General features: G+C 69.4%; 18 protein-coding genes and 4 pseudogenes. 15 read left to right on the top strand and 7 right to left on the bottom strand.

Features of this window, described 5'->3' with window-relative positions; genetic code table 11:
• The first annotated feature begins 19 nt into the window (after window positions 1–19).
• The 9 genes and pseudogenes from pflB to NMN56_RS26655 all read left to right on the top strand — a co-directional run bounded on the left by pflB (window position 20) and on the right by NMN56_RS26655 (window position 9,621).
• Window positions 20–2,278: a formate C-acetyltransferase gene (pflB, locus tag NMN56_RS26695; RefSeq protein ID WP_274043207.1), complete on the top strand. Its 2,259-nt coding sequence runs from the start codon at window positions 20–22 to the stop codon at window positions 2,276–2,278.
• On the top strand, window positions 2,275–3,024 hold the full coding sequence (gene pflA / locus NMN56_RS26690; RefSeq protein ID WP_274043206.1) for a pyruvate formate-lyase-activating protein: 750 nt from the start codon (window positions 2,275–2,277) through the stop codon (window positions 3,022–3,024). Before pflB ends, pflA begins: the two co-directional genes overlap by 4 nt.
• Window positions 3,025–3,810: 786 nt before the next feature.
• Window positions 3,811–4,713 (top strand): universal stress protein, encoded by a 903-nt coding sequence (locus tag NMN56_RS26685; RefSeq protein ID WP_274043205.1) that lies wholly within the window; start codon window positions 3,811–3,813, stop codon window positions 4,711–4,713.
• Between the two features lie 1,542 nt (window positions 4,714–6,255).
• A pseudogene (locus NMN56_RS26680) lies at window positions 6,256–6,399 on the top strand (SAM-dependent methyltransferase); the annotation flags it as partial.
• A gap of 112 nt (window positions 6,400–6,511) precedes the next feature.
• Window positions 6,512–6,707 (top strand): annotated as a pseudogene (locus NMN56_RS26675) (SAM-dependent methyltransferase); the annotation flags it as partial.
• An 85-nt stretch (window positions 6,708–6,792) separates the two neighbouring features.
• Window positions 6,793–7,089, top strand: coding sequence for a hypothetical protein (locus NMN56_RS26670; RefSeq protein ID WP_274043204.1), 297 nt, complete (start codon window positions 6,793–6,795; stop codon window positions 7,087–7,089).
• Between the two features lie 143 nt (window positions 7,090–7,232).
• Window positions 7,233–7,814 (top strand): nitroreductase family protein, encoded by a 582-nt coding sequence (locus tag NMN56_RS26665; RefSeq protein ID WP_274043440.1) that lies wholly within the window; start codon window positions 7,233–7,235, stop codon window positions 7,812–7,814.
• Window positions 7,774–8,094, top strand: coding sequence for a DUF6092 family protein (locus tag NMN56_RS26660; RefSeq protein ID WP_274043203.1), 321 nt, complete (start codon window positions 7,774–7,776; stop codon window positions 8,092–8,094). Before NMN56_RS26665 ends, NMN56_RS26660 begins: the two co-directional genes overlap by 41 nt.
• A gap of 165 nt (window positions 8,095–8,259) precedes the next feature.
• Window positions 8,260–9,621, top strand: coding sequence for a hypothetical protein (locus tag NMN56_RS26655; protein ID WP_274043202.1), 1,362 nt, complete (start codon window positions 8,260–8,262; stop codon window positions 9,619–9,621).
• Window positions 9,622–9,985: 364 nt separating this feature from the next.
• Here NMN56_RS26655 and NMN56_RS26650 read toward each other — a convergent pair whose 3' ends face one another.
• Window positions 9,986–10,465 carry an NAD(P)/FAD-dependent oxidoreductase gene (locus NMN56_RS26650; protein WP_430542716.1) on the bottom strand — a complete coding sequence of 160 codons (480 nt, stop codon included), beginning with the start codon at window positions 10,463–10,465 and terminating at the stop codon, window positions 9,986–9,988.
• 49 nt (window positions 10,466–10,514) lie between these two features.
• Here NMN56_RS26650 and NMN56_RS26645 point away from each other — a divergent pair, with 49 nt between their 5' ends.
• From NMN56_RS26645 to NMN56_RS26635, 3 genes are all read left to right on the top strand, one after another.
• Window positions 10,515–11,360, top strand: coding sequence for a LamG domain-containing protein (locus tag NMN56_RS26645; RefSeq protein ID WP_274043201.1), 846 nt, complete (start codon window positions 10,515–10,517; stop codon window positions 11,358–11,360).
• Between the two features lie 218 nt (window positions 11,361–11,578).
• On the top strand, window positions 11,579–12,145 hold the full coding sequence (locus tag NMN56_RS26640; protein WP_274043200.1) for a cupin domain-containing protein: 567 nt from the start codon (window positions 11,579–11,581) through the stop codon (window positions 12,143–12,145).
• Window positions 12,146–12,174: 29 nt separating this feature from the next.
• Window positions 12,175–13,350, top strand: a complete 1,176-nt coding sequence (locus NMN56_RS26635) for a cytochrome P450 (protein WP_280842767.1) — start codon at window positions 12,175–12,177, stop codon at window positions 13,348–13,350.
• A gap of 318 nt (window positions 13,351–13,668) precedes the next feature.
• Here NMN56_RS26635 and NMN56_RS26630 read toward each other — a convergent pair.
• From NMN56_RS26630 to NMN56_RS43345, 3 genes and pseudogenes are all read right to left on the bottom strand, one after another.
• A pseudogene (locus NMN56_RS26630) lies at window positions 13,669–14,431 on the bottom strand (IS5 family transposase); the annotation flags it as partial.
• Between the two features lie 117 nt (window positions 14,432–14,548).
• Entirely contained in the window at window positions 14,549–16,093 is a 1,545-nt protein-coding gene (locus NMN56_RS26625) for an nSTAND3 domain-containing NTPase (RefSeq protein WP_274043198.1), read from the bottom strand.
• A gap of 61 nt (window positions 16,094–16,154) precedes the next feature.
• A pseudogene (locus NMN56_RS43345) lies at window positions 16,155–16,232 on the bottom strand (nSTAND3 domain-containing NTPase); the annotation flags it as partial.
• On the opposite strand from NMN56_RS43345, the gene NMN56_RS26620 reads away from it, so the two are divergent.
• A complete protein-coding gene (locus NMN56_RS26620; protein ID WP_274043197.1) occupies window positions 16,233–16,577 on the top strand; it encodes a hypothetical protein in 345 nt (114 codons plus the stop codon).
• Between the two features lie 165 nt (window positions 16,578–16,742).
• Here the strand turns inward: NMN56_RS26620 and NMN56_RS26615 are convergent, their stop codons facing one another.
• The 3 genes from NMN56_RS26615 to NMN56_RS26605 form a co-directional block, all read right to left on the bottom strand.
• Window positions 16,743–17,186, bottom strand: coding sequence for a MarR family winged helix-turn-helix transcriptional regulator (locus tag NMN56_RS26615; protein WP_274043196.1), 444 nt, complete (start codon window positions 17,184–17,186; stop codon window positions 16,743–16,745).
• A gap of 85 nt (window positions 17,187–17,271) precedes the next feature.
• On the bottom strand, window positions 17,272–18,783 hold the full coding sequence (locus tag NMN56_RS26610) for an MFS transporter (protein WP_274043195.1): 1,512 nt from the start codon (window positions 18,781–18,783) through the stop codon (window positions 17,272–17,274).
• 215 nt (window positions 18,784–18,998) lie between these two features.
• Window positions 18,999–19,250, bottom strand: a complete 252-nt coding sequence (locus NMN56_RS26605) for a hypothetical protein (RefSeq protein WP_274043194.1) — start codon at window positions 19,248–19,250, stop codon at window positions 18,999–19,001.
• 86 nt (window positions 19,251–19,336) lie between these two features.
• Between NMN56_RS26605 and NMN56_RS26600 the strand changes: the two genes are divergently transcribed.
• Window positions 19,337–19,585, top strand: a complete 249-nt coding sequence (locus tag NMN56_RS26600; protein WP_274043193.1) for a hypothetical protein — start codon at window positions 19,337–19,339, stop codon at window positions 19,583–19,585.
• A 1,334-nt stretch (window positions 19,586–20,919) separates the two neighbouring features.
• Window positions 20,920–21,111, top strand: a complete 192-nt coding sequence (locus NMN56_RS26595) for a hypothetical protein (protein WP_274043191.1) — start codon at window positions 20,920–20,922, stop codon at window positions 21,109–21,111.
• Window positions 21,112–22,615 lie beyond the last annotated feature (1,504 nt).

The following is a 22,615-nucleotide window of genomic DNA, read 5'->3' as shown; positions in this document are numbered from 1 at the left end:
CTCGTTGAGAGGACCTGTGATGACCGCGACGGTGACAACCGGCCCCCGGGCCGCAGACGTGTGGCGGCAGTTCGCCGGAGTGGGGTGGCGTGAGCGCATCGATGTGCGCGACTTCATCCAGGCCAACTACACGCGCTATGACGGTGATGCCTCTTTCCTGACCGGGCCGACGGACCGTACCCGCGCCGTGTGGGAAAAGGTGAGCTCGCTCTTCCCCGAGGAGCGGCGCCGGGGAATCCACGACGTGGACGCCACCACGCCGTCCACCATCACCTCGCACGCCCCCGGTTGGATCGACCGGGACCGCGAGCTGATTGTGGGCCTGCAGACCGACGCGCCGCTGAAGCGGGCGATCATGCCCAACGGCGGTCTGCGTATGGTGGAGAACAGCCTGAAGGCGTACGGCTACGAGGCTGGCCCGTTCGTCACAGAAGTCTTCGGGACCTATCGCAAGACGCACAACGACGGCGTCTTCGACGCCTACACCCCCACGATGCGCGCCGCCCGCAAGGCCGGCATCATCACCGGGCTGCCCGACGCGTACGGCCGTGGCCGGATCATCGGCGACTACCGTCGCGTCGCCCTTTACGGAACCGATCGGCTGAGCGAGGCGAAGCGCGCCGAACGTGCCCAGCTGGACGCCCGGCCCTCCACCGCGTGCGTCATCCGGGACCGTGAGGAACTGGCCGAGCAGATCCGGGCGTTGAGTGAACTGACCCGCATGGCGGCGACCTACGGCTGCGATGTCTCCCGGCCGGCCGTCACCGCGCACGAGGCCGTCCAGTGGCTCTACCTCGGCTACCTGGCTGCGGTCAAAGAGCAGAACGGCGCGGCGATGTCGCTGGGACGCACCTCCACCTTCCTGGACGTCTACCTCCAGCGGGACCTGGAGGAGGGCGTCCTCGACGAGACCCGCGCCCAGGAACTGATCGACGACTTTGTGATCAAGTTGCGGATCGTGCGTTTCCTGCGCACTCCCGAGTACGACGCGCTGTTCTCCGGTGACCCGACCTGGGTGACGGAGTCCATCGGCGGAATCGGTGTGGATGGCCGCCCACTGGTGACCCGCACCTCCTTCCGTTTCTTGCAGACTCTCTACAATCTCGGACCGGCTCCGGAACCGAACCTGACCGTGCTGTGGTCGCCGGGGCTGTCGGCCGGGTTCAAGGAGTTCTGCGCCCAGGTCTCGATCGACACCAGCGCCGTCCAGTACGAGTCGGACGAGCTGATGCGCCCACGCACCGGTGACGACACCGCGATCGCCTGCTGCGTTTCCGCCATGGCGGTCGGCAAGCAGATGCAGTTCTTCGGCGCCCGGGTCAACCTCGCCAAGGCCCTGTTGTATGCGGTCAACGGAGGCCGGGATGAGATGACCGGCGAACAGATCACTCCTGAGATGCCCCCTCTGACCGGCGAGTACCTGGACTACGACGAACTGTCGGCGGCCTACGACCGCGTCCTGGACTGGCTGGCGCAGACGTACGTCGACGCGCTCAACGTCATCCACTACATGCACGACAAGTACGCCTACGAGCGCATCGAGATGGCGCTGCACGACTACCCGGTGCACCGCTTCATGGCCTGCGGCATCGCCGGTCTGTCCGTTGCCGTGGACAGTCTGTCCGCCGTCAAGCACGCGCGGGTGAAAGTGTTCCGCGACGCGACGGGACTGGCTGTGGACTACGGGACCGAGGGCGAGTTCCCGGCATACGGCAACAACGACGACCGCGCGGACCGCCTCGCCGTCGACCTGGTGGAGACGTTCATGACGAAGGTACGCAGACACCCCACCTACCGCGAGGCCGAGCACACACAGTCCGTGCTGACCATCACGTCCAACGTCGTCTACGGCAAGCACACCGGCAACACTCCGGACGGCCGCCGCGCCGGGCAGCCCTTCGCACCCGGCGCCAATCCCATGAACGGCCGAGACAGGCACGGGGTGGCCGCCTCAGCGCTGTCGGTGGCCAAGCTGCCGTACGAGCAGGCGCGGGACGGCATCTCGCTGACCACGACCATCACCCCCGAGGGGCTCGGCCACGTGCCTGGGGAGCGCGCGGGCAACCTGTGCGGCATCCTCGACGCCTACATGTCCGCGGGCGGCTTCCACATGAACGTGAACGTCCTGGACCGAGCCGTGCTGGAGGATGCCATGGAGCACCCGGAGAGGCACCCGGAGTTGACGATCCGGGTTTCGGGTTACGCGGTCAACTTCGTCCGCCTGACACACGAGCAGCAGCTCGACGTGATAAGCCGCACTTTCCACGGATCGCCGTGAAGGGCGTGGTCCACGGCACGATTACCGGCCGGATCCACTCCTGGGACCTGTCCACCGGTGTCGACGGTCCCGGGACCCGATTCGTGCTGTTCGTCAGCGGCTGTCCACTGCGCTGCCTGTACTGCGCCAACCCGGACACGTGGCACATGCGTGACGGGTGGGCGACCACCGTTGACGAGACGATAGAGGAGATCGACAAGTACCGGGCGTTCCTCACCACGGCGGGCGGGGGAGTGACTCTCACCGGCGGGGAACCCCTGCTCCAGCCCGCGTTCACCGGTGCCGTGCTGCGCCGTTGCAAGGAGGCCGGCCTGCACACCGCGCTCGACACCTCCGGCTTCCTCGGCGCCCGTGCCACGGACGAACTCCTCGCCACGACCGACCTGTTGCTGCTGGACATCAAGTCCTTCGATGCCACCACGTACCGGAAGCTGACCGGCGGTGGACTCGCCCCCACCCTGGACTTCGCCACCCGGCTCGACCGACTGGGCAAGCGCATGTGGATCAGGTACGTACTCGTACCAGGCTGGACCGACGGACCGGTGGCCGTCGACGGGCTCGCCGAATTCCTCGCGGGCCTCAGCAGCGTCGAGCGGATCGACATCCTGCCGTTCCACAAGCTCGGTGCCGCCAAGTACGACGCCCTCGGCGTTCCTTTCCCCCTGCGAGACACGCCGGTCCCCGATGTGGCACTGGTGGACCGGGTCCGCCGCCAGTTCCGCGAACACGGTCTGGTGGCCCACTGACCGGAGACGCGACCTCCGTGCCCCTGTAGCTGCGGGGCCGGGACACTCGTCCCCGAACGCCGGGCTCTCCGGACGAAGTGAGTGTCCGGACGGAGCCCGGACCACCGCGGCCCGGATCTGTAGGGCGCGGGTCCTCGTATCGAGTCGGAAGCGCCGGCCGGGTGCACGGACGGCGCGGCCACTGCTGCGGTACCGGGCGCTCCGACGCCGAAGCGTGGAGCGTCGCGGTGCTCCTGCCTACCGTCTTACCCGTCCCACATCCCAGGCAGAGGGTGCCGGTGGACAACCTCCGCGGTCTCCCCGGAGCGGCCGGGTCGGCCAGGTGCTGTACGCCCCTGCGGGGGCCGGTCGGCCTCTGCCCCGGATGTACCCGAACGTCCCTCATGGGGTAGGCCGTTCAGCCCGTAAGCATGGCCCATCGGTACCCGGCGCGAGACCGGCTCCTGCACCAGGGTGAGTGATGTCAGGAACCAACCGGACCGTCCCCGAAGGGATCACCACGGTGGCCGCCGTGCACGAGCGCTCTCAGCCCAGTGCCGGCTTCCACCTGCTGTCCGTCCGCAGGAGCCGGAGTGCCACCGCACCCCGGACCCACCCTCCCGTCACGCAACGCGTACGCCACGCGGGCCCTATGCCCCTCCTCAGCACATCTGTTGACGGGCCCCGGGTCTTCCTGTGGGGGCTTCCCCGCGACGCCCGGCCCCGATTCAAGACCGGCGGCGCCTGCCCCGAGAACCCGATGAACGAGACGCGGCAACCGCGTCCCCGACCCAGGAGGAAGTCATCATGTCCCGTGTGATCACCGTAGGTCTGGACGGCTCTGCCGAGAGCCTGGCCGCCGCCGAGTGGGCGGCCCGCGAAGCGGCGCTGCGCGGAGTACCGGTCAAGCTCGTTCACGTGTGGCAGCCGGTGCCGGCGCCGATGGCTCAGGCACCCCTCCTCGGAACCGAGACCCACCAGCACTGGTCCGAGCGGATCCCCCGCGAGGCCGCCGAAGGGCTGAAGTCGCGTCACCCCCAAGTCGAGGTGAGTACCGAGCAACGCACCGGCACGCCGACCGACGCCCTCGTGGATGCCGCCCGTGATGCGGAACTGTTGGTCCTCGGCTCCCGCGCGCTGAGCGGACTCGGCGGGTTCCTGGTCGGGTCCGTAGGACAGTCCGTGGTCGCCCGGACCGAGGTGCCTGTGGTGCTCGTCCGTGCCGGGGAACGAGCCGTCGACGAACACGTGGTGTCTACCAGCGTTACTTCCGCCGCCACCGTGTTCCGGCCCGTCGTGCTCGGCCTTGACGCCGGCAGCCCTGATGAGACCGTGATCGCCTTCGCCTTCGAGGAGGCACGGCGGCGCGACACTGAGCTGTACGCCGTCCAGGGCTGGAGCCTGCCCCCGTACCACGCCTACAGCCTGGCCGCCGGTGTCGATCCGAGCGACGACATCGCCCGGCAGCAGGCCGCTGAGCTCACCGAGGCTCTGCGCTCCTGGCGGCAGAAGTACTCGGACGTCGGGGTCGTCGAGGTCTCCCGCCTCGGCAGCCCCGCACGCCAACTGATCGATGCCTCCCGTGAAGCCTCCCTCGTGGTTGTCGGCCGGCGCGTGCGCCGCAACCCCTTCGGCGCCCACATCGGTGCCGTGACTCACGGGGTGCTGCACCACTCCGTAGCCCCCGTGGCTGTCGTCGCCCACGGCTGATACGGCCGATCCACAAGAACGAAGAGCAGGCGTCCCAATGGCCTGGGTGCGTGCTGCCGCACACTTGCCCTCTCGTCCTGATCCGAGCCCACGAAATGAGGTCCCGCCCCCAATGCACCGGTCAGGCAGAAGAACAGCGGGCCGCGCCACGGTCGTTCGGCTGGGCGTTCCCGTACGGGCGGGCCGGGATGGTGCCGCTGAGCTCGAACCGGCCGGGGTCTGCAGGCGATGGTGGGAGGAGGGCTTGGCGGAGGCCGAGCAGCGTGCGCACACGGCCGCGCCAGGTGTCGAGGACAGCCGTTCCGTCGTGGTCGGTGGCGTGCTGGTGGTGCTGGAGATCGAGGCAATGCGGTCGCGTCGGCGGTGGTCGCCAGCGAAGTCTGCCTTGCCTGACTGTCCATACGTCGCGCCGCCGGCGCCGCCACTGCCGCCCTTCCCGCCGCTGCCCTTCGCCACAAGCCCGCCGAGTCCGCCACCGCGCACGCCACCACTGGCCGCCGAACCGCCATTGCCGCCGTTCCCAGGGCCATCACCGACGGCGCCCCCGATACTGCCCGCCGAGCCTTTCGCCACACCGGACGCTCCACCGCCCGTGGTCTTCTCACCGGCGGCCTTGCCGGCGGTGCTGTCCTTGCCGGACTCGCCGTCGGAACGGCGCCCTCCGCCCTTCCCGAGGGCACCGCCTTGACCGCCGGCACCCACGGTGCCCCCTTGCCACCGGCGCCCGCCTCCACGGTGAGCTTCTGCTTGGGTTCGACCTTGGCCTTGCAATGGACGAACGCGCCGCGCACGTCCGCCGGAGTCGCGGACCGCTCATGGTTTGCGTGTGACCCGGCCCCATCGGGGCGGTGGGGGCGGGGTCGGCTATATCCGGGCGCCGTCGGGTGGCGGCACGGGGCCGGGCTCCAGCAGGTCCGGGCCTTTGAAGAAGCCGGCGATCTGTTCGGCTATCCATACGTGGCCCAAGGTCATGGTCAGTTCGGCCCGGACGCTTTCGTCCGGGGTGATGCTGCGCGGCAGATGAGGCAGGGTGCGGGCGGCATCGGCGATGAGGTGGGCGTCGCGGGCGTCGGCCTGCCGGCGCCTGGGTGGACCAGGCGTCGCGTGGACAGGCCCGGCAGGTAGGCGAGGCAGGCTCCGGGGGCGAGCAGTTCGGAGGCCGGCAGCTTGGCCGCGCCGCTCACGGAACCCCCCCGCAGGCAGCCGAGGCCCCTGTGCGGTGAAGGCGCGGGCCAGCACCGTGCGGGTGTCACCGGCCGCTGCTCGTCCGGGACTTCGAGCCGACCGAAACCGTGCGCGTACACCCCCGGATCCGGGCAGGACCAGACGCGACGCACGTGCACGCTCCGACAGCCCCCGTACGGCGGCGACCGGTTCGGTCTCCGGGATGGTCAGCCACCAGGCGCGGCGGTCGGCCGGGTCGTTGAGGACCGGTCCCAGCCGGCGGCGCTCGATGCGGGCGAGCACGGTCATGCTCGCGTTCAGCCCGCCCTCCACCACGCCCCAAACGACTACTACCTGGGCGGCAAGACGAGCTGCACGGTGGACCGTGAGACCGCCGCACAGGTGCTCTCGGCCTACCTCGCAGCTCTCACGGCGGCGCGCGAGAACCGCGGGTTCATGCACCGCGCGGCCCGGCACCTCACACGTGACCACGGCATCCGGCAGTTCCTCGACCTCGGCACCGGCACCCCCACCGAGCCCAACCTCCACCAGGTCGCCCAGAGCGTGCACCCCGACGTGCGGGGTCGTGTACGCGGACAACGACCCGGTCGTCTTGGCACACGCCCGGGCCCTGATGGCCGGCACGCCGGAGGGGGTGACCGAATACGTCGAGGCGGGTGCGCGAACCCGACCGAATTCTCGAACACGCCGCCAAAGTCCTGGGCTTCGAACGGCCCTCAGCCGTCACCCTCATCGCGCTCCTGCATTTCGTCCCGGACCGGGACGACCCGGCGGGCCTCGTACGCACGCTGATGGCGGGCCTCCCCTCCGGCAGCGCGCTGGCCATCACCCAGGGATCGGACGGACTCGATCCGCGCCTGCGCGACGTCGGCGGCCATCTACGCAGGACGGGGCATGGAGCTGGGGCTGCGCGACAGCGAGGAGACCGCCGCGTTCTTCGCCGCCGGCGGCGCCGAGTCGCTGGACCCGGGGGTCACCGTGTCCTACGAGTGGCACCCCGAGTGCGTCGGCGAGGCCAAGCGGCCCCGGCCGGCCAACTCGATGATGCGTGCGGAGGCCGGGGCCTGGGCGGGCGTGGTGCTCACACCGCAGAGCCCCGCCGGGTCCCGGACGCCGCGCCCGGTGCCGGGACGCCGCTCCGTTCTTCTCATTCCCCTTGCCCTTTCGCCTTCACCGACCGTCGACCTTTGAGCGCCGGTCGCCGGTCGCCGATTCGGTATTGTTTTCGGGTATCGACCAGAGTGTCTCGGGCCGCAAACCCAAAAGGGTGGAACCCGGCGGAAGTTGGCCCCTTTCACCGTATCGCGGTCGTAGGTACGGGAACACCAGCTGATGTGTCCACTGATATCTCTTCCGCGTTTCCCTCCACCTCCTTCTCACCGGATCGTTTCGTGGATGTCGTACGGACCCGATGTGCCGTGCGGGAGTACACCGAGGACCCGGTCGACGACGACACCGTCGAATCCATGCTCTCCGCCCTTCTCTCGGCCCCGTCCGGAGGCAACGCTCAGGCATGGGCCTTTGTACTGGTCCGTGCGCCGGCACGCATCCGGCAACTGAGAGCCTTCGCTCCCGGCGTCGTCGGGAAGCCCACCGTCCTGCTGGTGGCGTGCTTCGACGCGCAGCGGGACGAAGCCCACGCCATCGGGCAGCATGCGGGACCGCTGTGCGTGTCCATGGCGGTCGAGAACTTCCTGCTCGCCGCGCACGCGCACGGTCTCGGCGCGTGCCCCACCAGCAGCTTCCGGGGCGAACAGGTGCGGCTACTGCTGGAGTTGCCGCCGCACCTGGACCCGGTCCTGATGGTGGCGGCCGGCCACCCGTCCCGTCCCCCGCAACGGTCCGAACGCCGCGCCAAGGAGGAGGTGATCAGCTATGAAATCCACGGACTCCGAGCTGCCCCCACAGCTGTATGAGGGGCTCGTTCTGCTGGCCTCCTACCTGCTGAGCTGCGGGCGGGGGCTCGCTGAAGAGCCCGCCGGTTACGGCACGTTCCGCTGCGCCGACAGCGCCCGCCGTGTCCTGGACCTGCTGGCGGAGAACGGAGCGCGGGACTTCCGCCTGTCCGCCGTGCACAGAGCGCTCGACGACCTGGCATCGGCACCCCAGAACTCCTCCGACGTGTCCGAGGAACTCGACACCCTCTGCGGGCAGATGGCCCGCATCGTGAAGGACTCCTTCCCGGTGGAACCGTGACCGCACGGAAGCCGGCCGCGCAGCTTTGAGCCGTAAGGCACGACCAGTATGGACGTGAGCCGTGCGGTCGATTCCCTCCAGTCGGTCCCACCAAGGGGAAACAGTCCGGGCCTCTTACCTCCGCGTCGTTCCCGACGCGGAGGTGTCTTGTGAAAAGGAGCAGTGATGTCCCCCCGGAACCATCCGCACGGCCGCGCGACCGGCCCCGGCCCCCGAACTCCCCTGCGCCGCCAGATATCGGTCCTCCGTCCGGCCCGCTCAGCAGGCCACGCCACCTGCCTGCTCCGCAGGCACCCGGTACCGGCGACGGCGGCCCCGTGGCCCGTTCCCGGCGTACGCGGCATGTGGCATGTGAACACGGCGACGCGGTCGTGTGCGGGCAACGCCGGCACCGTTCCTCCCGCTGTTGTCAACGCGACCCGGCGCGCTGACGCGCTGGCCTCTTATCTCGGTACCCGTGGTCTGCGTGCGGCGGGCAACGCGATCTATGTCGAGGGCGGGGGCGCGCGTGAACGGGCAACGAAGAGGGTCTTCACCGAGTCCCGGCTGAGCGGCACCGGTTGTTACCTCCATCTCAAAGGGGCGAAGAAACTCTCCGGCTCCGTACGCGACGCGACCCGGGTCAATCTGCTGAGCGGTGTGTGCCTCTTCAGTTACCGCTCCGCCCGCTTTCTCGACGTGCAGGGGCAGCCCATCCCCTTTCTGCTGCCCCGTGGCCGCTCCCGCGCGACGGCCCGGCTGCGGCGCATCGTGGTCGAAGACGAACTGTCCCTGTACGAGTACGAGAGCGTGGTCCGGCAGGCGCGTGTCCTCGCCGGTCTGGCCGCCGAGTTGCCGCCCGACATACCCATCGGCGTGACGCTGGACGTGCCACGCGTGCAGTACTACCTGTACCTCCTGGATGCCTTCAGCCGGGGCCAGTTGGGCTCCGGCCAGCTGCTGCACTGGTTCGCGCACGTGGACGCCCGGCACACCCGCGTCGCCCGCCTGTTCACCGACCGGGTCCGCGCGGAACTGTCCGCCGCCCGGCGCCCCGACGTCACCGTGCGCTGCGCCCCTGGGCTGGAGCGCATCGCCGCACCGCTGCGCGAGGCGGCCTCGGCGCGTCACCTTCCGCCGCTCGACGCCCTCCTCGCCAGGCTGACGGCGATCGACCCGGTGTGGGAGGTACTGGTCCGGCTGGACGGCGGCACGTTGACGCCGGCCGACCTGCCGGAGGCGAGTTACACGGTGGAGATGCTGCGTGCCACCGGGGCGCACACGCCCGGCGAGAACGTTCTGGGTATCGCCGTGGAGAACTTCGTCGAGTACCGCATCCTGGACCGCGCGCAACGGCTGCGCCTCCGGCTGGAAGGCCCACGTCCCCGCCTGCCCGCACTGGGTGTCTACCCGGCCGAGACCATGGTGACCGTCGACACCGAAGGCCGCCCGGCCTCCCCTTACTTGCTGGACCCCGGCAGGTTCGCGCGCGACGAGTCCGGCGCCATGGTCGACCTCTTCCGCCTCGTGGAGGAAGCCCCTTCCTGATGGAGGACGACTGCCTGATGGAACGCGAGTCCGGGGTGGAGCACGACTGCCCAGGGAGGACGACTCCCTGGCGGAGGACGACCGAAGGTTCCCCGGCCAGTTGTACTCGCGACGTCCGCGGAGAATGAAGCCGAGCCGGTCAGGGCCGCGTCGGGCTGGTGCCCGCCAAGGCGCGCTCGCCCCGGTCAGTGCCGCTTCGGTGGCGTTCCGGCCAAGATGGCACCGGTGACAGTGGCGACCAGCGCCGCGTCGGCTTCGGGGCATCGACGGTGGCCGACGCGGCGTCCGTGTCGGCGGTGGCCAGGTCGGCGTTCATGGGGGCGCCTGCCAGGGCGGCGGCGGAGGCGGAGGCCGACCTGGGCGCTCAGGTCGGTGGCGTTGCCCGCGACCCGCACGCCGGGGACCCGGTGGTGCCGGCCTTGCCGGTGACGAAGTGGCGGCCCATGCCGCCCGGCAGGTCCCGTATCGGGAGGCCCAGCCCGTCCAGCCCCTGGGCGCGAGCCCGCATGGTGGTCGCGACCGCGAGGACCCGGCGGGCCACGGTCCGTCCGTCGTCCAGGCGCACGCCCGTGATACCGCCGTCCCCGGCGGACCCGACCCCGGCGACCGGGGTGTCGATGACCTGGATGCTCCGTGCCGCGAAGCGCCTCCGGATGTCCTCGTCCAGGTCGGTGCCGTTGGTGAAGTAGACCAGGTCGTCGCCCAACTGCCGGAACAGCAGCGCGTGATGGTCGGAGGCCAGCCACACGGCCAGGATGCCGAGGGCTTCGTCGCGTACTTCCCAGCCGTGGCAGTACGGACAGTCCACCACCCCGTGCCCCCAGTGCCGCGCCAGCCCATCCACGTCGGGCAGGACCTCCTGCGGACAGAGTAGGAGTGTTCCAACTGGTGAGATGCGGGTCGTCCCTGGACAGCCCGGCGTCGCGGGCAAGTCGGCGGCGTTCGACGGTGACAGCGGATACGCCAGGATCGGCGAGGAAAGCGGCCCGCACATCAACTCCTCACGCAGCTTCGCCGTCTCCGCCTGGGCCCGACTGGACGAGAGACCCGACCACGCCGCCATCATCACCGCGCAGGCCGGCCACGACCGGCCCGGCTTCGAGCTGTACTACTCTGCCGCCTACGGCCGGTGGGCGTTCAACCAGTACGCGGCCGACCACGTCGACGCCTCACCCGTCCGCGCCATGCAGCCGACCGGTACCACCGCCAGGGCGGGGGAGTGGGTCCACCTGGTCGGTGTCCACGACACCGTCGCCGACACCCTGACCCTCTACGTCAACGGCCAGCAGGCGGGCGCCACCAAGCTCGGCGGAGCCTTCTACGCCGACCGCTCCATGCTGATCGGCGCCGGCTCCTACAAGGGCGGCTCCGTCACCAACCACTTCCCCGGCCGGATCGACGACGTCCGCCTCTTCGACCGGCCGGTCTCCGCCCATGAGGCACAGCAGCTCTTCCAGCAGCGCCCCGTCCTGGCCGGGCGCTGGCAACTGGATGAGTCCACCCCGACCGAGGACGCACCCGAAGGCGCCACCGACCGCACGCCCGACTCGGGCCCCTCCGGCATGGACGCCCTCCTGCACAACGGCGCGCAGCTGGATCCCTCGGCCGCCTTCATGGGCGAGCAGGGACTCCTGCTGGACGGCAAGCGCGCCCACGCCACCACCACGGGCATGCCCTTCAACACCGACGAGAGCTTCACCCGGTACCGGGGGGCGATCTGGATGGATAGTGGTCCTTAAGGGTATATCCGGGTCAACGGAGGCACTTTCGTGCCGGTGGGGTAAGGGCGTCGCATCGCGAGCGCCGTCGTACTGGTCGCGCTGCGCCGGCTGTCCGACGAGGGTGGCGCCACCGATCAGGCGCGCGGCCTCCTGGCCGGGTCCGGCACGGGCATCACGGCCGAGATGGCGCTTGGCCGCTGGAGCCGCACGCCGCGACCTTTGTGGAAGGAAACCCGATGACCGAGCACTTCTACCCTGTTCCCCCACCAGCGGACAGCGGCCTGATCGTGCGCCCCGGCGACGGCCGCACCCTTCGTACAGCCGCCCAGCACGTGACGTTCAAGGTGACCGGCGGGCAATCGCGCTTCTCATCGAGCTTCGAGGTGCTCGTGTCACCGGGCTTCGATGTCGGCGCGCACGTCCACGCGCACAGTGAGGAACTGTTCTACGTCCTTGAGGGCGAACTCGACGTTCTCGCCTTCGAACCGCGGATGCGCACCACGGACGGTTGGCGGGAGTGGCAGTCGCCGAAGGGTGAGCGTGTGGTCCGTGCCACGCCCGGCACGGTCATCATGGTCCCGCCCGGCTGTCCGCACGCCTTCGCCAACCCCACCGGCGTCCCGGCCCGGATGTTCTTCCAGTCCTCCCCACCCCCGGACCACGAACGCTATTTCGAGGAACTCCTGGAGATCCTCTCCGCCGACGGGCCCGTGGACCACAGCGCCATCGCCGCACTGCGCCGCCGCTACGACATCGAGCAGCTCACACCGCTGCGCCATACCCAGCCGACGAGGAGTCAGTAATGCAGGACGAGCCCGCCCCTTTGTACGAGGTGTCAGACTTGACCGCCCTCGACTTCGACCCTTTTCTCCGCGAGGCGCTGCAGAGCGAACCGGTCATCCGGATTCGGCTGCCACACGGAACTCCCGGCGAGTGCTGGCTGGCGACACGGCACGACGCCGTCCGGTTCGTCACCTCTGACCCCAGGTTCAGCCGCGACATCGTCGGCCGGCCGCTGCCCAGCATGAACCGATACCTCATCCCTCTGGACCGTGCGGTCAGCTTCGTCGACCCGCCCGACCACGCCCGCGTCCGCTCCGTGGTCTCCTCGGCGTTCAACCGCTCCAGCGTGGCAGCCCTGCGCCCCCACGCCCAGGCCGTACTCGACCCGCTCATCGACTCCATGGTCGCAGCCGGACCGCCCGCTGACCTCGTCCAGCACGTGACCTCTCAGTTTCCCATGCATGTCATGGGAACTGTGCTGGGTGTGCCGGAAGCCGACCGGCCGCGCCTGCGCACGTGGGCGGACGCCGTGCTGACCCGGGCGAAGGATGAAGCGGAGGTCGAACGCGCGGGGCAGGCCAAAGAAGAAGCCCGCACCTTCTTCCGCGAACTGGCCCGCGAACGCCGGTCCCAGCCGCAGGCCGACCTCATCAGCGAACTCGGAGCCGCTGTCGACAGCGGCAAGATCGAGGAAGAAGAACTCCTCGCCCTGGCCACGCTGATGGCGCTCAACGGCTGGCACGCGGTACGCAACCACACCTCCAACATGGTCTACCTCCTGCTCACCGACGACAGCCTGAAGAACCGGCTGCGCTCCGACCCTGATGCCGTACCGGCGGCCGTGGAAGAACTGCTGCGCTGGATTCCCCACAAGCACGGTGTGGGGCAAGCCCGCATCGCCACCGAGGACGTCGAGGTGGGAGGCGTCCTGATCCGCCGGGGCGAGGCCGTCTACGTCTCATACGTGGCAGCGAACTGGGACGAAGGGTGCTACCCCGAACCGCACCGGATCGACATCGACCGCAAAGGCCCGCCCCACCTGGCCTTCGGCTACGGCCCTCACACTTGTGTGGCACCGCTGCTGGCCCGTATGGAGGCCGAAGTGCTGTTGACCACTCTCATCACACGCCTCCCCGACCTGAGGCTGGCCATCGATCCTGCACACGTTCCCTGGCAGAAGGACGTACTCATCCGAGGACCGGTGGAACTGCCGGTCACCTGGTAGAACACCAAGCCCCGCGACATGACTTCGCCGGGCCGTTCGCGTTCAAAGCGGCGGATCACGGTGTCGATGGCCCACGACCGGGCCATCCTCGGTTACTGACTTGGGCTTGTGAGGCTGAGGCTGATGCGGGCTCTGCGGAAGACCTGCCACGACTTCAGCCGTGTCATGCCGCGTTCGACGAGGGCTCGGGCCTGCGCCGGTGCGCGGTTGACGGTGCACCGGGGGAGAGGCTGCTGTGGGTGTGATGTCCTTTTCGGTTCGCCAGGTTGGTGTGGATTCTCCGGTGATTTCGTGGCTCATTTTGTTGGCCATGGCTCAGTGAATCATTGCCCGGGAGTGCTGGGGGCAGGGCTTCGTAGTCACGGGCCAGGCGGTGCTGCATCAGCCGGCCGACCGTACGCTCCACCACCCAACGCTTCGGCACGGGGCTGGAACCCGGTGTCCGGGGAACGCCTGACGGTCTCGGCGTCGATCCCCCGGCGGGCACCGTGGTTGATGACGGAGGTCTGGTAGCCGCCATCGGCCCAGACCTTGGCCACCTCCGGGTGCGAGGCGGCGACCTGGTCCAGGAGCTGCTTGCCGCCGGCCGAACCGTGCACCGACGCGGCGGTGACGATCACAGCAAGCAGCAGGCCGAGCGTGTCCGTGGCCAGGCGGCGCTTGCGTCCCCTGATCTTCTTGGCCGCATCGGTGCCCTGCCCCGTCTCCGCGACACTGCTGGAGGTCATCACGCTCTGGGCGTCCACGACAGCCGCGGAGGGGGCCGGTGACCGCCCCCGCGCGCGACGGGTTGTGTCACGCGGCAGGTCGTGTACCCGCTCGGTGGTGCCGTCGGCCTCCCACTTCGCGTAGTAGTCGTAGACGGTCTTATAGGGCGGGAAGCCGTGCGGCGGGTACTCCTACGGGATGCCGGTGCGGTTCACGTACAGGATCGCGTTCACGGTCTCGCGCAGGCCGTGCACCCGTGCACCCGTGCCGCCGTCCCCGGCCCCTACGCCTCCCTCGCCACGCGGTGAACACCGGCTCGATCAGGGCCCCGGGCATCGGACATGTCACTGCGATACGGGCGCCGAGAAGTCACACGCCACGCAACGCCCCGGCCACATGACAGCCACCCGACCCGATCAAATCACCCACAACCCAGATCGGATGCCCTCTCAGAGGGGCAGGGGGTTGACGGCCGCGGGCGGGCAACTGTTCAGCCCGGCCCGTCCGACTCCGCATTGCCGAGATCGCTCATGAACTCCGCGACGACGGCCTGCTCATGATGGGGGACGGGCGGCAGCTTGACCGGTCGGCCCCGGTCCGGTGAGCGCTCGGCCAGGGAGCGCCATGCCGCCTCCCGCGCCTGGGTCAGCTGCTCCCGTACCCGGTCGACGGCCCGGAACTCCTCCTCGTGCAGCAGGTGGGCATCGTTGTCGGCAAGGAAGCTCAGCAGTCCTTCGAGGAAACCGATGCTGGTCTCGCGGAGGCCCCCGGGATCGGCGGCGAGTTCACGCAGTTCCTCCAGGGCGCGCTCCACCATGTCGTCCAGCAGCGTCCCCTCGGCGAACCATCCGATCGGCTCATCGAGATGCGCATACCAATTGTTCACCGCGACCCAGCCGGTGGACACACGCTCCGAGATCTGGCCGCTGACATGGTCGTCGACCAGGGCGCGGAACTCGTCGGAGACCTCCTGCGCGATCAGCCGACTGCCGTCCAGCGAGTTCGCGAGCCGGAGCAGACCCTTCGTATTCTCCGACCATCGCGGCAGTTCCAGGACCCGTTTCGCCACGTAATCCGCCAGTGACGAGGAACCTATGGTCTCCGCGGTGTCGAGGGCCCACTCAAGATGGTCCTCTCTGCCATCATCCACGGTGTCCTCGGCCCCGAGCACCGCGGAGGCCAACTCCTCCCTGAGCTGACTTAGTTGTACGAGAATGGCACCGCCGTCCGCCAACCGTCCGGCCTCCACGAGGCGTTCGACCTGCCGCATGTCACCGCAGGAGGCGAGCAGTGCATCCAACTGCCCCCGGCCGGCGGCGAGATGGAAGCGGAAGTAGTCGGCGATCGACGGTTGTGCAAGGAGACGGAGCCTCCGTCGATGACCAGCATGGTTCCGTCGAGCACTTGGAGCGCGTGACGGAAGCGGCGGCCGTCCGCCTCCCGGTCCAATTCCGTGCGATACCAGGTCCACGTCTCCTCCAGTTCGGCGAGTCCGACAGACTCGTACGTGAAGAGGATCTCCAGCAAGTGCACGGCGTCGTCGGTGAGTTCGTTCTCGACGATGCGTTCCCAAATCCGCCGGGGGATTGTTCAGGTTGGCGACCACGGCGGTGGCGACGTCCGGTTCGCGCTTCAGGTCGATGCGCAGAGTCTCCTCGATCAGGCGCGGGCTGAAGTTGCGGTGCCGAACCACGGGCAGCCAAGCCTTGCGGGCGGCGAACTGCCGCTTCTGTCGCGGACGGAGAGCCGAGCGGTGGATGTGGTTGTAGAGGATCCGCCCGCGGGTCAGCGGGTCCAGGTCTGTGAGGCGAATGCTGGTGAGAGCGTCCCGCACATCGTCGGTGGCCAGCCGATCGTGCTTGCGGCGCGCCTCCCCCAGGATGTAGTCGCGGGTCGTCATGACCAATGCCTTGTCTGGCGCGTCTCGTATCTCGCGCAGCACGGACAGCAGGCGCGCGTCCTCGTTCTTGCCGAGCTGGGGCAGCAGCGTGGTCTGGCCCAGGAAGTCGTCGTAGAGAAAGAGTTGGGGGCACACCGTCGCGCCAGAGTTCTGTGACCTCGTCGATGTCCTGGCTGACCTCGTGCACCTCCCAGCCATGGCCCATCCGCCAGGCGGCGAGCATGCGCGCGACCGTGGTCTTCCCGGCACCGGGGATGCCGGTCACGATGCACACGTGCTGCTCGTCGAGGAGCCGCCGGGCACGCGCGAAGCCCTCGTGCGGGACGAACGTTCGGGCCACCTTCCCCAGTTCGCGCCGCAGCCAGTCGGAGCGCAACAGCGGGCCCTTGTGCAGCAGTGCGCCGAGTGCCGCCGTTCCGCTGAGCCAGAGCCGGAAGTGCCGCTCCACCAGCTGCGGTCGTTCCCGCAGGGCGGCCACGATGTCATCCACGCCGTGGATGTCCTCGGTGGACCGGATGTACGGGGCGAAGGCGGCGCGCAGCATCTCCTTGGCGTCGACGGTCAACTCGACGGTGGTGGCGAGGACATAGCGGGCCGGTTTCAGAGCGGCGACCTTTGACCCCGGCGTTTCCGGTGAAGCTGCCGGCCAGCTGAGCGCGGTCGTGTGAGGCCGCGCCGGCCGGTGGGCAGGGTGGAGGGCCCGACCCCGCGTCGGGCCCTCCCAGGTCCTCCCCGGTCCTCCCCGGCAACGGCCGGGGAGTTCGGTTCTGATCCCGGGAAGCCGTCAGCTTTGGGGTGCGTCGACGAGCAGGTGGATCCCGTCGATGAGTGCTTGCGTCTGCCAGTCGGGCCAGTCCTGGATCCTGCCCGCGAGGTGCTTGGTGAGCGCGTCCCGGAGCAACGCCACAGCTTCGGTTCCCTTCGGGGTCAGCGAAAGCAGCGTGCTCCGCCCGTCTTTGGGATCGGGACTGCGCGCGAGCAGCCCCGCGGCTTCGAGTCGGTCGGCATAGCGGCTCGTTCCGGAGCGGTCGATTCCCACCTCGTCGGCCAGGTGGGCCGCGGTCTGCGGCCCGAGCCGGGCCAAACCGCTGAGCACAGGGTAGGTCTGGCGATCGACCCCGACCGGGGCGGCGTCGAGGACCGCGTCGTACAGCGCGCTGCGGTTCCGCCTCAACAGCAACCGCCCCAGTGCTTGCTCCAGATCCCGCGCCAAAGCCATGTCCGCCATGGGGGCATGATACGTGCGGCTCGCATGCATCGTGTCCTCCTGGGATCCGAGGCAGAGTCGTTGTCGAGGGGCACGTCGTGGACTCCTACCGGCCGCCGTTCGCCCCTCCCTCGTGCGCACGGTCGAGCTGCTCGGGCTGCGCTCCGGCGCGTGGGTCATCGTCGTCGGCGCCGGTCCGTGCACGATCGGACTCCGTCGGCGTCTCCTCCGTCGGCGTCGGCTGGGGAGAACCAGCCGGCAGGAACCAGGCGAGCACAGCGGCGACGACGCAGATGCCGGTGGAGGTCCACAGCACCGACGTGTAGCCGCCCTCCGTCGGGTGGCCTGTGCCGCCGAGGTGGGCGGCCAGGACGGTAGCGGACAGCGCGCTGCCCAGGGAGTAGCCGACGAAGCGGAGTACCTGGAAGAAGCCGATGGCGCTGCCCGTCTCCCGGGCCGGAACAGACTGCGCGATCAGGCCGGGAATTGCGGCAAAGGTCGTGCCCAGGCCCACACCGAGGATGCCGGTCATCACGAAGGCCTGCCACAGACTTCCGTGGAAGAGGGCGAAGAAGCCGGAACCGAGTGCCGCGACGAGACAGCCCAGCGTCAGCACCGCCCTGATTCCCATGCGGGCCACCAGGCTCGGCAGGACGCGCGAGCTGGCGAACATGAGGACGGAGAGCGGGATCAGCACGAGCCCGGCCACCAGAGCGGACGCGGAGAACCCGAATCCGCCCGAGCGCGGGGACTGAACGAACTCCGTCATCCCCGTGAGCACCATGTACATCGCGGCACCCAGCACCAGGGCGCAGATGTCCCCGGACAGTACCGAGGGGTGGCGCAGCAGCCGCAGCCGGACCAGCGGGCTGGCCGCGCGCAGCTGCTGGACGCTCCAGATCACCAGCAACAGAGCCCCGGCCACCAGCAAGCCGGTGATCGCAGGCGAACCCCAGCCCCATTCCGAGCCCTGGGACACGCCCACCATCGCGGAAACCAGTGCCAGCGCGAGCAGAACGGCGCCCGGCCAGTCGAGTCGGCGGGGGTCGTGCCGCTCCCGGCTCGGCGGCACGATCACGGCGACGCACGCCAGGGTCAGACCGGACACGGCGGTCCCGAACCAGTACGCGCCCGAGAGCCCCCATATCCCGGCGATCAACCCGCTGATCGGGTATCCGGCGCCCAGGCCTGCCGCGGCCGAGACAGACAGCAGCGCGATCGTCGGCGCCACCTTGGCCTGCGGCAGGGCGTCCCTGGCTGTCGCGATCGCCAGGGGTGCCAGTCCCAGCCCGACGCCTTGCAGCCCACGGCCGACCAGCAGCATTCCCATGCCGTCGGCCAGCGTGGCCACGACACCGCCCGCGGTGACCACGGCCAGGCCGCCGAGCAGCGTCGCCCGCCGTCCGGGACCGTCCCCGAGCCGGCCCAGAACCGGTGAGCCGACCGTTCCGACCAGCAGAGCGACCGTCAGCGACCACTGCGCCGTACTCAGCGACACATCGAAGTCCCGGGCGACAGTGGGGATGAGCGGGGCACCGAACGAGCTGACGATGCTCGAAACCAGCGTGGCCAGTACGAGAACCGGCCCGATCAGTGCGCTGCGACGCACCCCGCTCATCACCGGACCTCGGAGTGGGGCGGTCGTGTGCCGAGCAATGCCATAGTGTCGCCGCCCGTCAGATCTCCCCTGAAAAAACTGCGTGCGGTTCGCACGCAGTTTCCACTGTACGCCCACTCGCCCCGCTCACCGAAGGTCCGGCGGCCGGTCGACTTGACCGGAGTGCGCGAGCCGGGGTTTCCCGGTCCGGATGCGCCGCCGTCAGGCTCGGCAGGTCAGTGGCCGGCCGCCGTTGAAGACGAGGTCGCCGCGACAGATGCTGCGGTCTGCGTGGCCTGCTGGGCGGTGCGGCCGTCGGTGTGCTCGGTCCTGCTCGGCAGGATCGCCTCGCAGTCGTACCACCAGCGGCCGTCGCGGGTGCGCGTGCGGCTGGTGACGACGACGTCCAGCTCCTCGTCGGGCAGGGTGGCACGCGCCCATGGCCCCGCTCGGGGCCCACCGACCCCAGTCGGCCCCCGCGCACCCACTGCTGTTCGTCGTTCATGCGGGGACGGTGAAACTGGGCGCGCGGGGGCGCCCCCAGGCCAGGCACACGGCTCGTAAGACCGCTGCCATGGCGAACGTGATCGACCCCGAGAGACACAGAGACCTTCTCCAGTTCCAGCAAGCCGTCTTCGATGCGGACGCCGAACTGACGGCTTATACCGGGGAGGACGCTGCACCCCTGCGCGAGCAGGTTCGGCAGGCCGCTGCCGCACGGGATGAAGCGCTGCGAGCCAGCGGTCTGGTGAACGAACACGGCTGGTTCACTGCGGACCAGGACCTGAAGAGGGCGACACGTGCAGCCGTGGCCATGGGCTGAGCGCCCGCAGGTCAAGAGCGGCTGCAAGAGCCGGCTGAACCCCGTCGCCCTACCGGGACCTCCCGCCGCGTCGGGGCCGTGGCGGCGAAGGAGGGGTCCGGATTGATGTCGCGCGTCTGCCCCGGAGTTTCCTGCGTCGGCCTGGCCGTTGGCCGCGGCCGGGCGCCGTTGAGGGGCCGTACGTGCGCCACTCGGGTGTGGAACGGTGTGGGCCTATGGATGCCTGGGCCTGCTGGAGCGCTGAGTTGACTTGCGCGGTAGTGGCAGGGACGCCTCCCCCCGTCATCGGCTGGGGTGTGGGGCTTCCGTCGCTGAGCTTCGCGATGCCGCGTTGCAGCTCGTTGATGGTGGAGACGAGTGCGTCCAGCCGTTCGGTGAGGTCCTCGTCGGGCGGACCCTGAGCCCTCAGGTTCTCGCGCAGGGCGTGGAAGCGCCGGGCGAGATCGCCTTCCGAGTCCCCGGGGGCCATCACGTGCTCGGCTTGCGATGCTGAAGATGTCTTCTTCGGTATCGGTGATGGTGGTACGGGCTCGGGAAGCGCGGTGAACAGTACGAGTTGAGTCCAGTCGTCCGGGGTCGGGCGGCGCTGCTGCTCGCCTGTCTCGGGAGGAGGGGCACCCGGCGGCGTCGGGTGCAGGCGCCGAGTGCCGTCGTCTTCAAGTTCCGTGGAGGACGCCTCGTTTTCTGTGTGCGGGCCCTCGGCAAGGTCACCAGGCGTGTCCGGAGTGGTGGATGCTGGACTCGCGGGGGCTGCGTCTCGGCAGCGCTGGTAGACCATCGCCGTCAGTTCCTGAGCCAACTCCCCTTGAAGCTCGGGCGCGTCGAAGAACACATCCCTCAACGCTGAGCCGTCGCGCTGAGGGTGGGTGATCCAGTTGTGAAGCCAGGTGGCGAATCGACCGGCGAAATGGTCGGTGTGGACCGCGCCCATTGGTGCACCCGGTCGTCCGCGGTGGCCGCGGCCACGAGTACCTTCCGCTCCGCTTCGAGTTGCGCCCGGGTCGGTAGGGGAGTGTGGGCACCGGCGGCTCTGGCTGCGTAGGGGGCCCCGCCGTAGAGGATCTCCGCGGGCCCTGGGGAGTGGGGACCCCGGACTTCTGGGACCGCCCGCTTGCCGACCGCGTCCAGGAGCCCGCCCACCACCAGGCGTCCCAACCCCGGGTCGGCGTGCCTGAAGCGGTGCATCGAGATGTCGCGGCCGTCGAGCGGTGCGCCGCCCGAGGACGATGGGCAGAGGCCCATGCGAGGGCACACCGTCTGTCCACCGTCTCCGTATCGCATGCTGGCGCGGACACCCCCACACCATCTGTGCTGACGAGCTGCGTGGACACCTCATGCACCTGCAAGGCGACGACTACGCTGCGCTGCGCTGGTACCTCCACACAACGGCGTGCTGGCGCAGGGCGGTCGGAACGGGAGACGAGCGCACCAGGGCATCCGCGAAGCGCGTGGCGGCGCTGTGGCCTCGCGCACGGTGCGACGCTACGGACGCCGACAAGCAGTCCGTACGCTTCATGCTGGACTGATCTTCGGACCGGACAGCAGGGAAGCTCAGCAGCTGAAGAACCGGGGACCAGGAAGCGAGGCTTCCGCGTATGCACCAGGCGAGTCCCGAGCGTCTCCAGCCCCGGCAGGAGCCGAGACGTGGCGAGGGGCGAACACGTGTGAGTGCCACAGCAGTTTGAAGGACGCCGCACAGCGCAGCCTGCCCGCTCCGGCCGGGCTGGAGCGGGCAGCTGAAGGGGAAGCGCGATCCTGGTCAGCACATGGTGGCCACTTCGGGGGCGGCGCAGCGTGAAGGGTGTAGCGCAGCGACGTCCTTCGGCCGTCGCGTTGAGACCAGCGAACGGTCAAGGCCCCTTTGACTCGCACGGCATGGCCGACACGGTCAGCACCACGTGTGCGGCGGCCGTCGTGGAAGCACAGCAGCCCAACCGTGATCACGGCCTCAGCACTGCCTCGGTGCCACCGTCCCCGGCACTCCAGGGCTCCCTGTTGGAGGGCAGCGGTGATCCGGGCCGGTTCCCTCGCGCTATCTGGCCCCAGGGCGAGCACCTCCCCGTTCCGTGCCTCCCACACACCGCCTGGCCCACCGGTCGACTGCGGGGGAACGGGCCTCTGCTCTGGCGGTGGAGCCGGCGTTCGGCCGGGAAGATGCGTGCCCAACCCCCCTGAACGTGGGGCCGGAAGCTGGCGATGACGAGGAGCCCGCTGGAGGACCGAAGAGGGCGAAGGAAACGAGGACCAGGAGCCCGCTGACGCTGCTGATGGCTACCCCCCCGAACGCAGTCTCTCTTCTCCCGACGTCGAGGCAGGGAAGGCGGTGAAGGACCGGGGCCGGACAGCGGCGGACCAGGTAGCACGCGCTTACCTTCTTCCTCGGGTGAGCGTGAGGAGAGCCCGCAACGAGCAAGCCCGGGGAGCATCAGATGCGGAGACGGGACTGCTCGGCCCGCGATACTCGGTCTCTTCCGGGCGGCGCCGGAGAGAGACAGGCGGGCATCCAGCGAGGACTATGGCGGCGTAACCGTCCGCCTTCCGGTCACAGACGGTCGTACGGTCGCCGTGCTTTGTGAAGTACACGGCCGAGCCGTGGCCTTTGTCGGAGCTGTACCAGGGACCGTACTCCGCGGCCGAGGCCGGGCTCGCCATCAGCACCGTCGATGCTGCCGCCGCAAGGATGCCGGGCACGACTCGCGTGGCGAGCCTGCGGTCGCGGCGCGGTCGCGTGTCAGGCGGGGGCGTTGTCGAGGAAAGTGCGGGAGATGGCACCGTGCCTCCGATCACGGTGGGGGCGAATCTCACGGTGCTCTCGGACACAGAGATGAATGACTCCGAATCGGGATTCGTGCAGCAGCACCGCATGGGTGCGTTCCGCGTGATTCGGGAACGCCGGGGAATACCCTGGCGTGCCGCCGCCGCGTTTCGAAATGGGTTGCCACATGGGCAACTTCCCACGGCCTTCGTTTCCACTGCCGATACGGAAGTCACTTCAGGTCCATGTGCGGATGTCGGAATGGCGGTCCGAAC

Source organism: Streptomyces iconiensis, from assembly GCF_028657195.3.
In the GTDB taxonomy this organism is placed as follows: Bacteria; Actinomycetota; Actinomycetes; order Streptomycetales; family Streptomycetaceae; genus Streptomyces; species Streptomyces iconiensis.
The sequence above is the reverse complement of the archived record's forward strand: the minus strand, read 5'-3'. Positions and strand labels throughout refer to the sequence as shown.

Excerpts from the sequence above, each read along its gene's own strand:
- pflB (WP_274043207.1), top strand. The coding sequence starts at position 20 with ATGACCGCGACGGTGACAACCGGCCCCCGGGCCGCAGACGTGTGGCGG.
- NMN56_RS26685 (WP_274043205.1), top strand. The coding sequence starts at position 3,811 with ATGTCCCGTGTGATCACCGTAGGTCTGGACGGCTCTGCCGAGAGCCTG.
- NMN56_RS26670 (WP_274043204.1), top strand. The coding sequence starts at position 6,793 with ATGGAGCTGGGGCTGCGCGACAGCGAGGAGACCGCCGCGTTCTTCGCC.
- NMN56_RS26660 (WP_274043203.1), top strand. The coding sequence starts at position 7,774 with ATGAAATCCACGGACTCCGAGCTGCCCCCACAGCTGTATGAGGGGCTC.
- NMN56_RS26655 (WP_274043202.1), top strand. The coding sequence starts at position 8,260 with ATGTCCCCCCGGAACCATCCGCACGGCCGCGCGACCGGCCCCGGCCCC.
- NMN56_RS26645 (WP_274043201.1), top strand. The coding sequence starts at position 10,515 with ATGCGGGTCGTCCCTGGACAGCCCGGCGTCGCGGGCAAGTCGGCGGCG.
- NMN56_RS26640 (WP_274043200.1), top strand. The coding sequence starts at position 11,579 with ATGACCGAGCACTTCTACCCTGTTCCCCCACCAGCGGACAGCGGCCTG.
- NMN56_RS26615 (WP_274043196.1), bottom strand. The coding sequence starts at position 17,186 with ATGGCGGACATGGCTTTGGCGCGGGATCTGGAGCAAGCACTGGGGCGG.
- NMN56_RS26610 (WP_274043195.1), bottom strand. The coding sequence starts at position 18,783 with ATGAGCGGGGTGCGTCGCAGCGCACTGATCGGGCCGGTTCTCGTACTG.
- NMN56_RS26600 (WP_274043193.1), top strand. The coding sequence starts at position 19,337 with ATGGCGAACGTGATCGACCCCGAGAGACACAGAGACCTTCTCCAGTTC.
- NMN56_RS26595 (WP_274043191.1), top strand. The coding sequence starts at position 20,920 with ATGCACCTGCAAGGCGACGACTACGCTGCGCTGCGCTGGTACCTCCAC.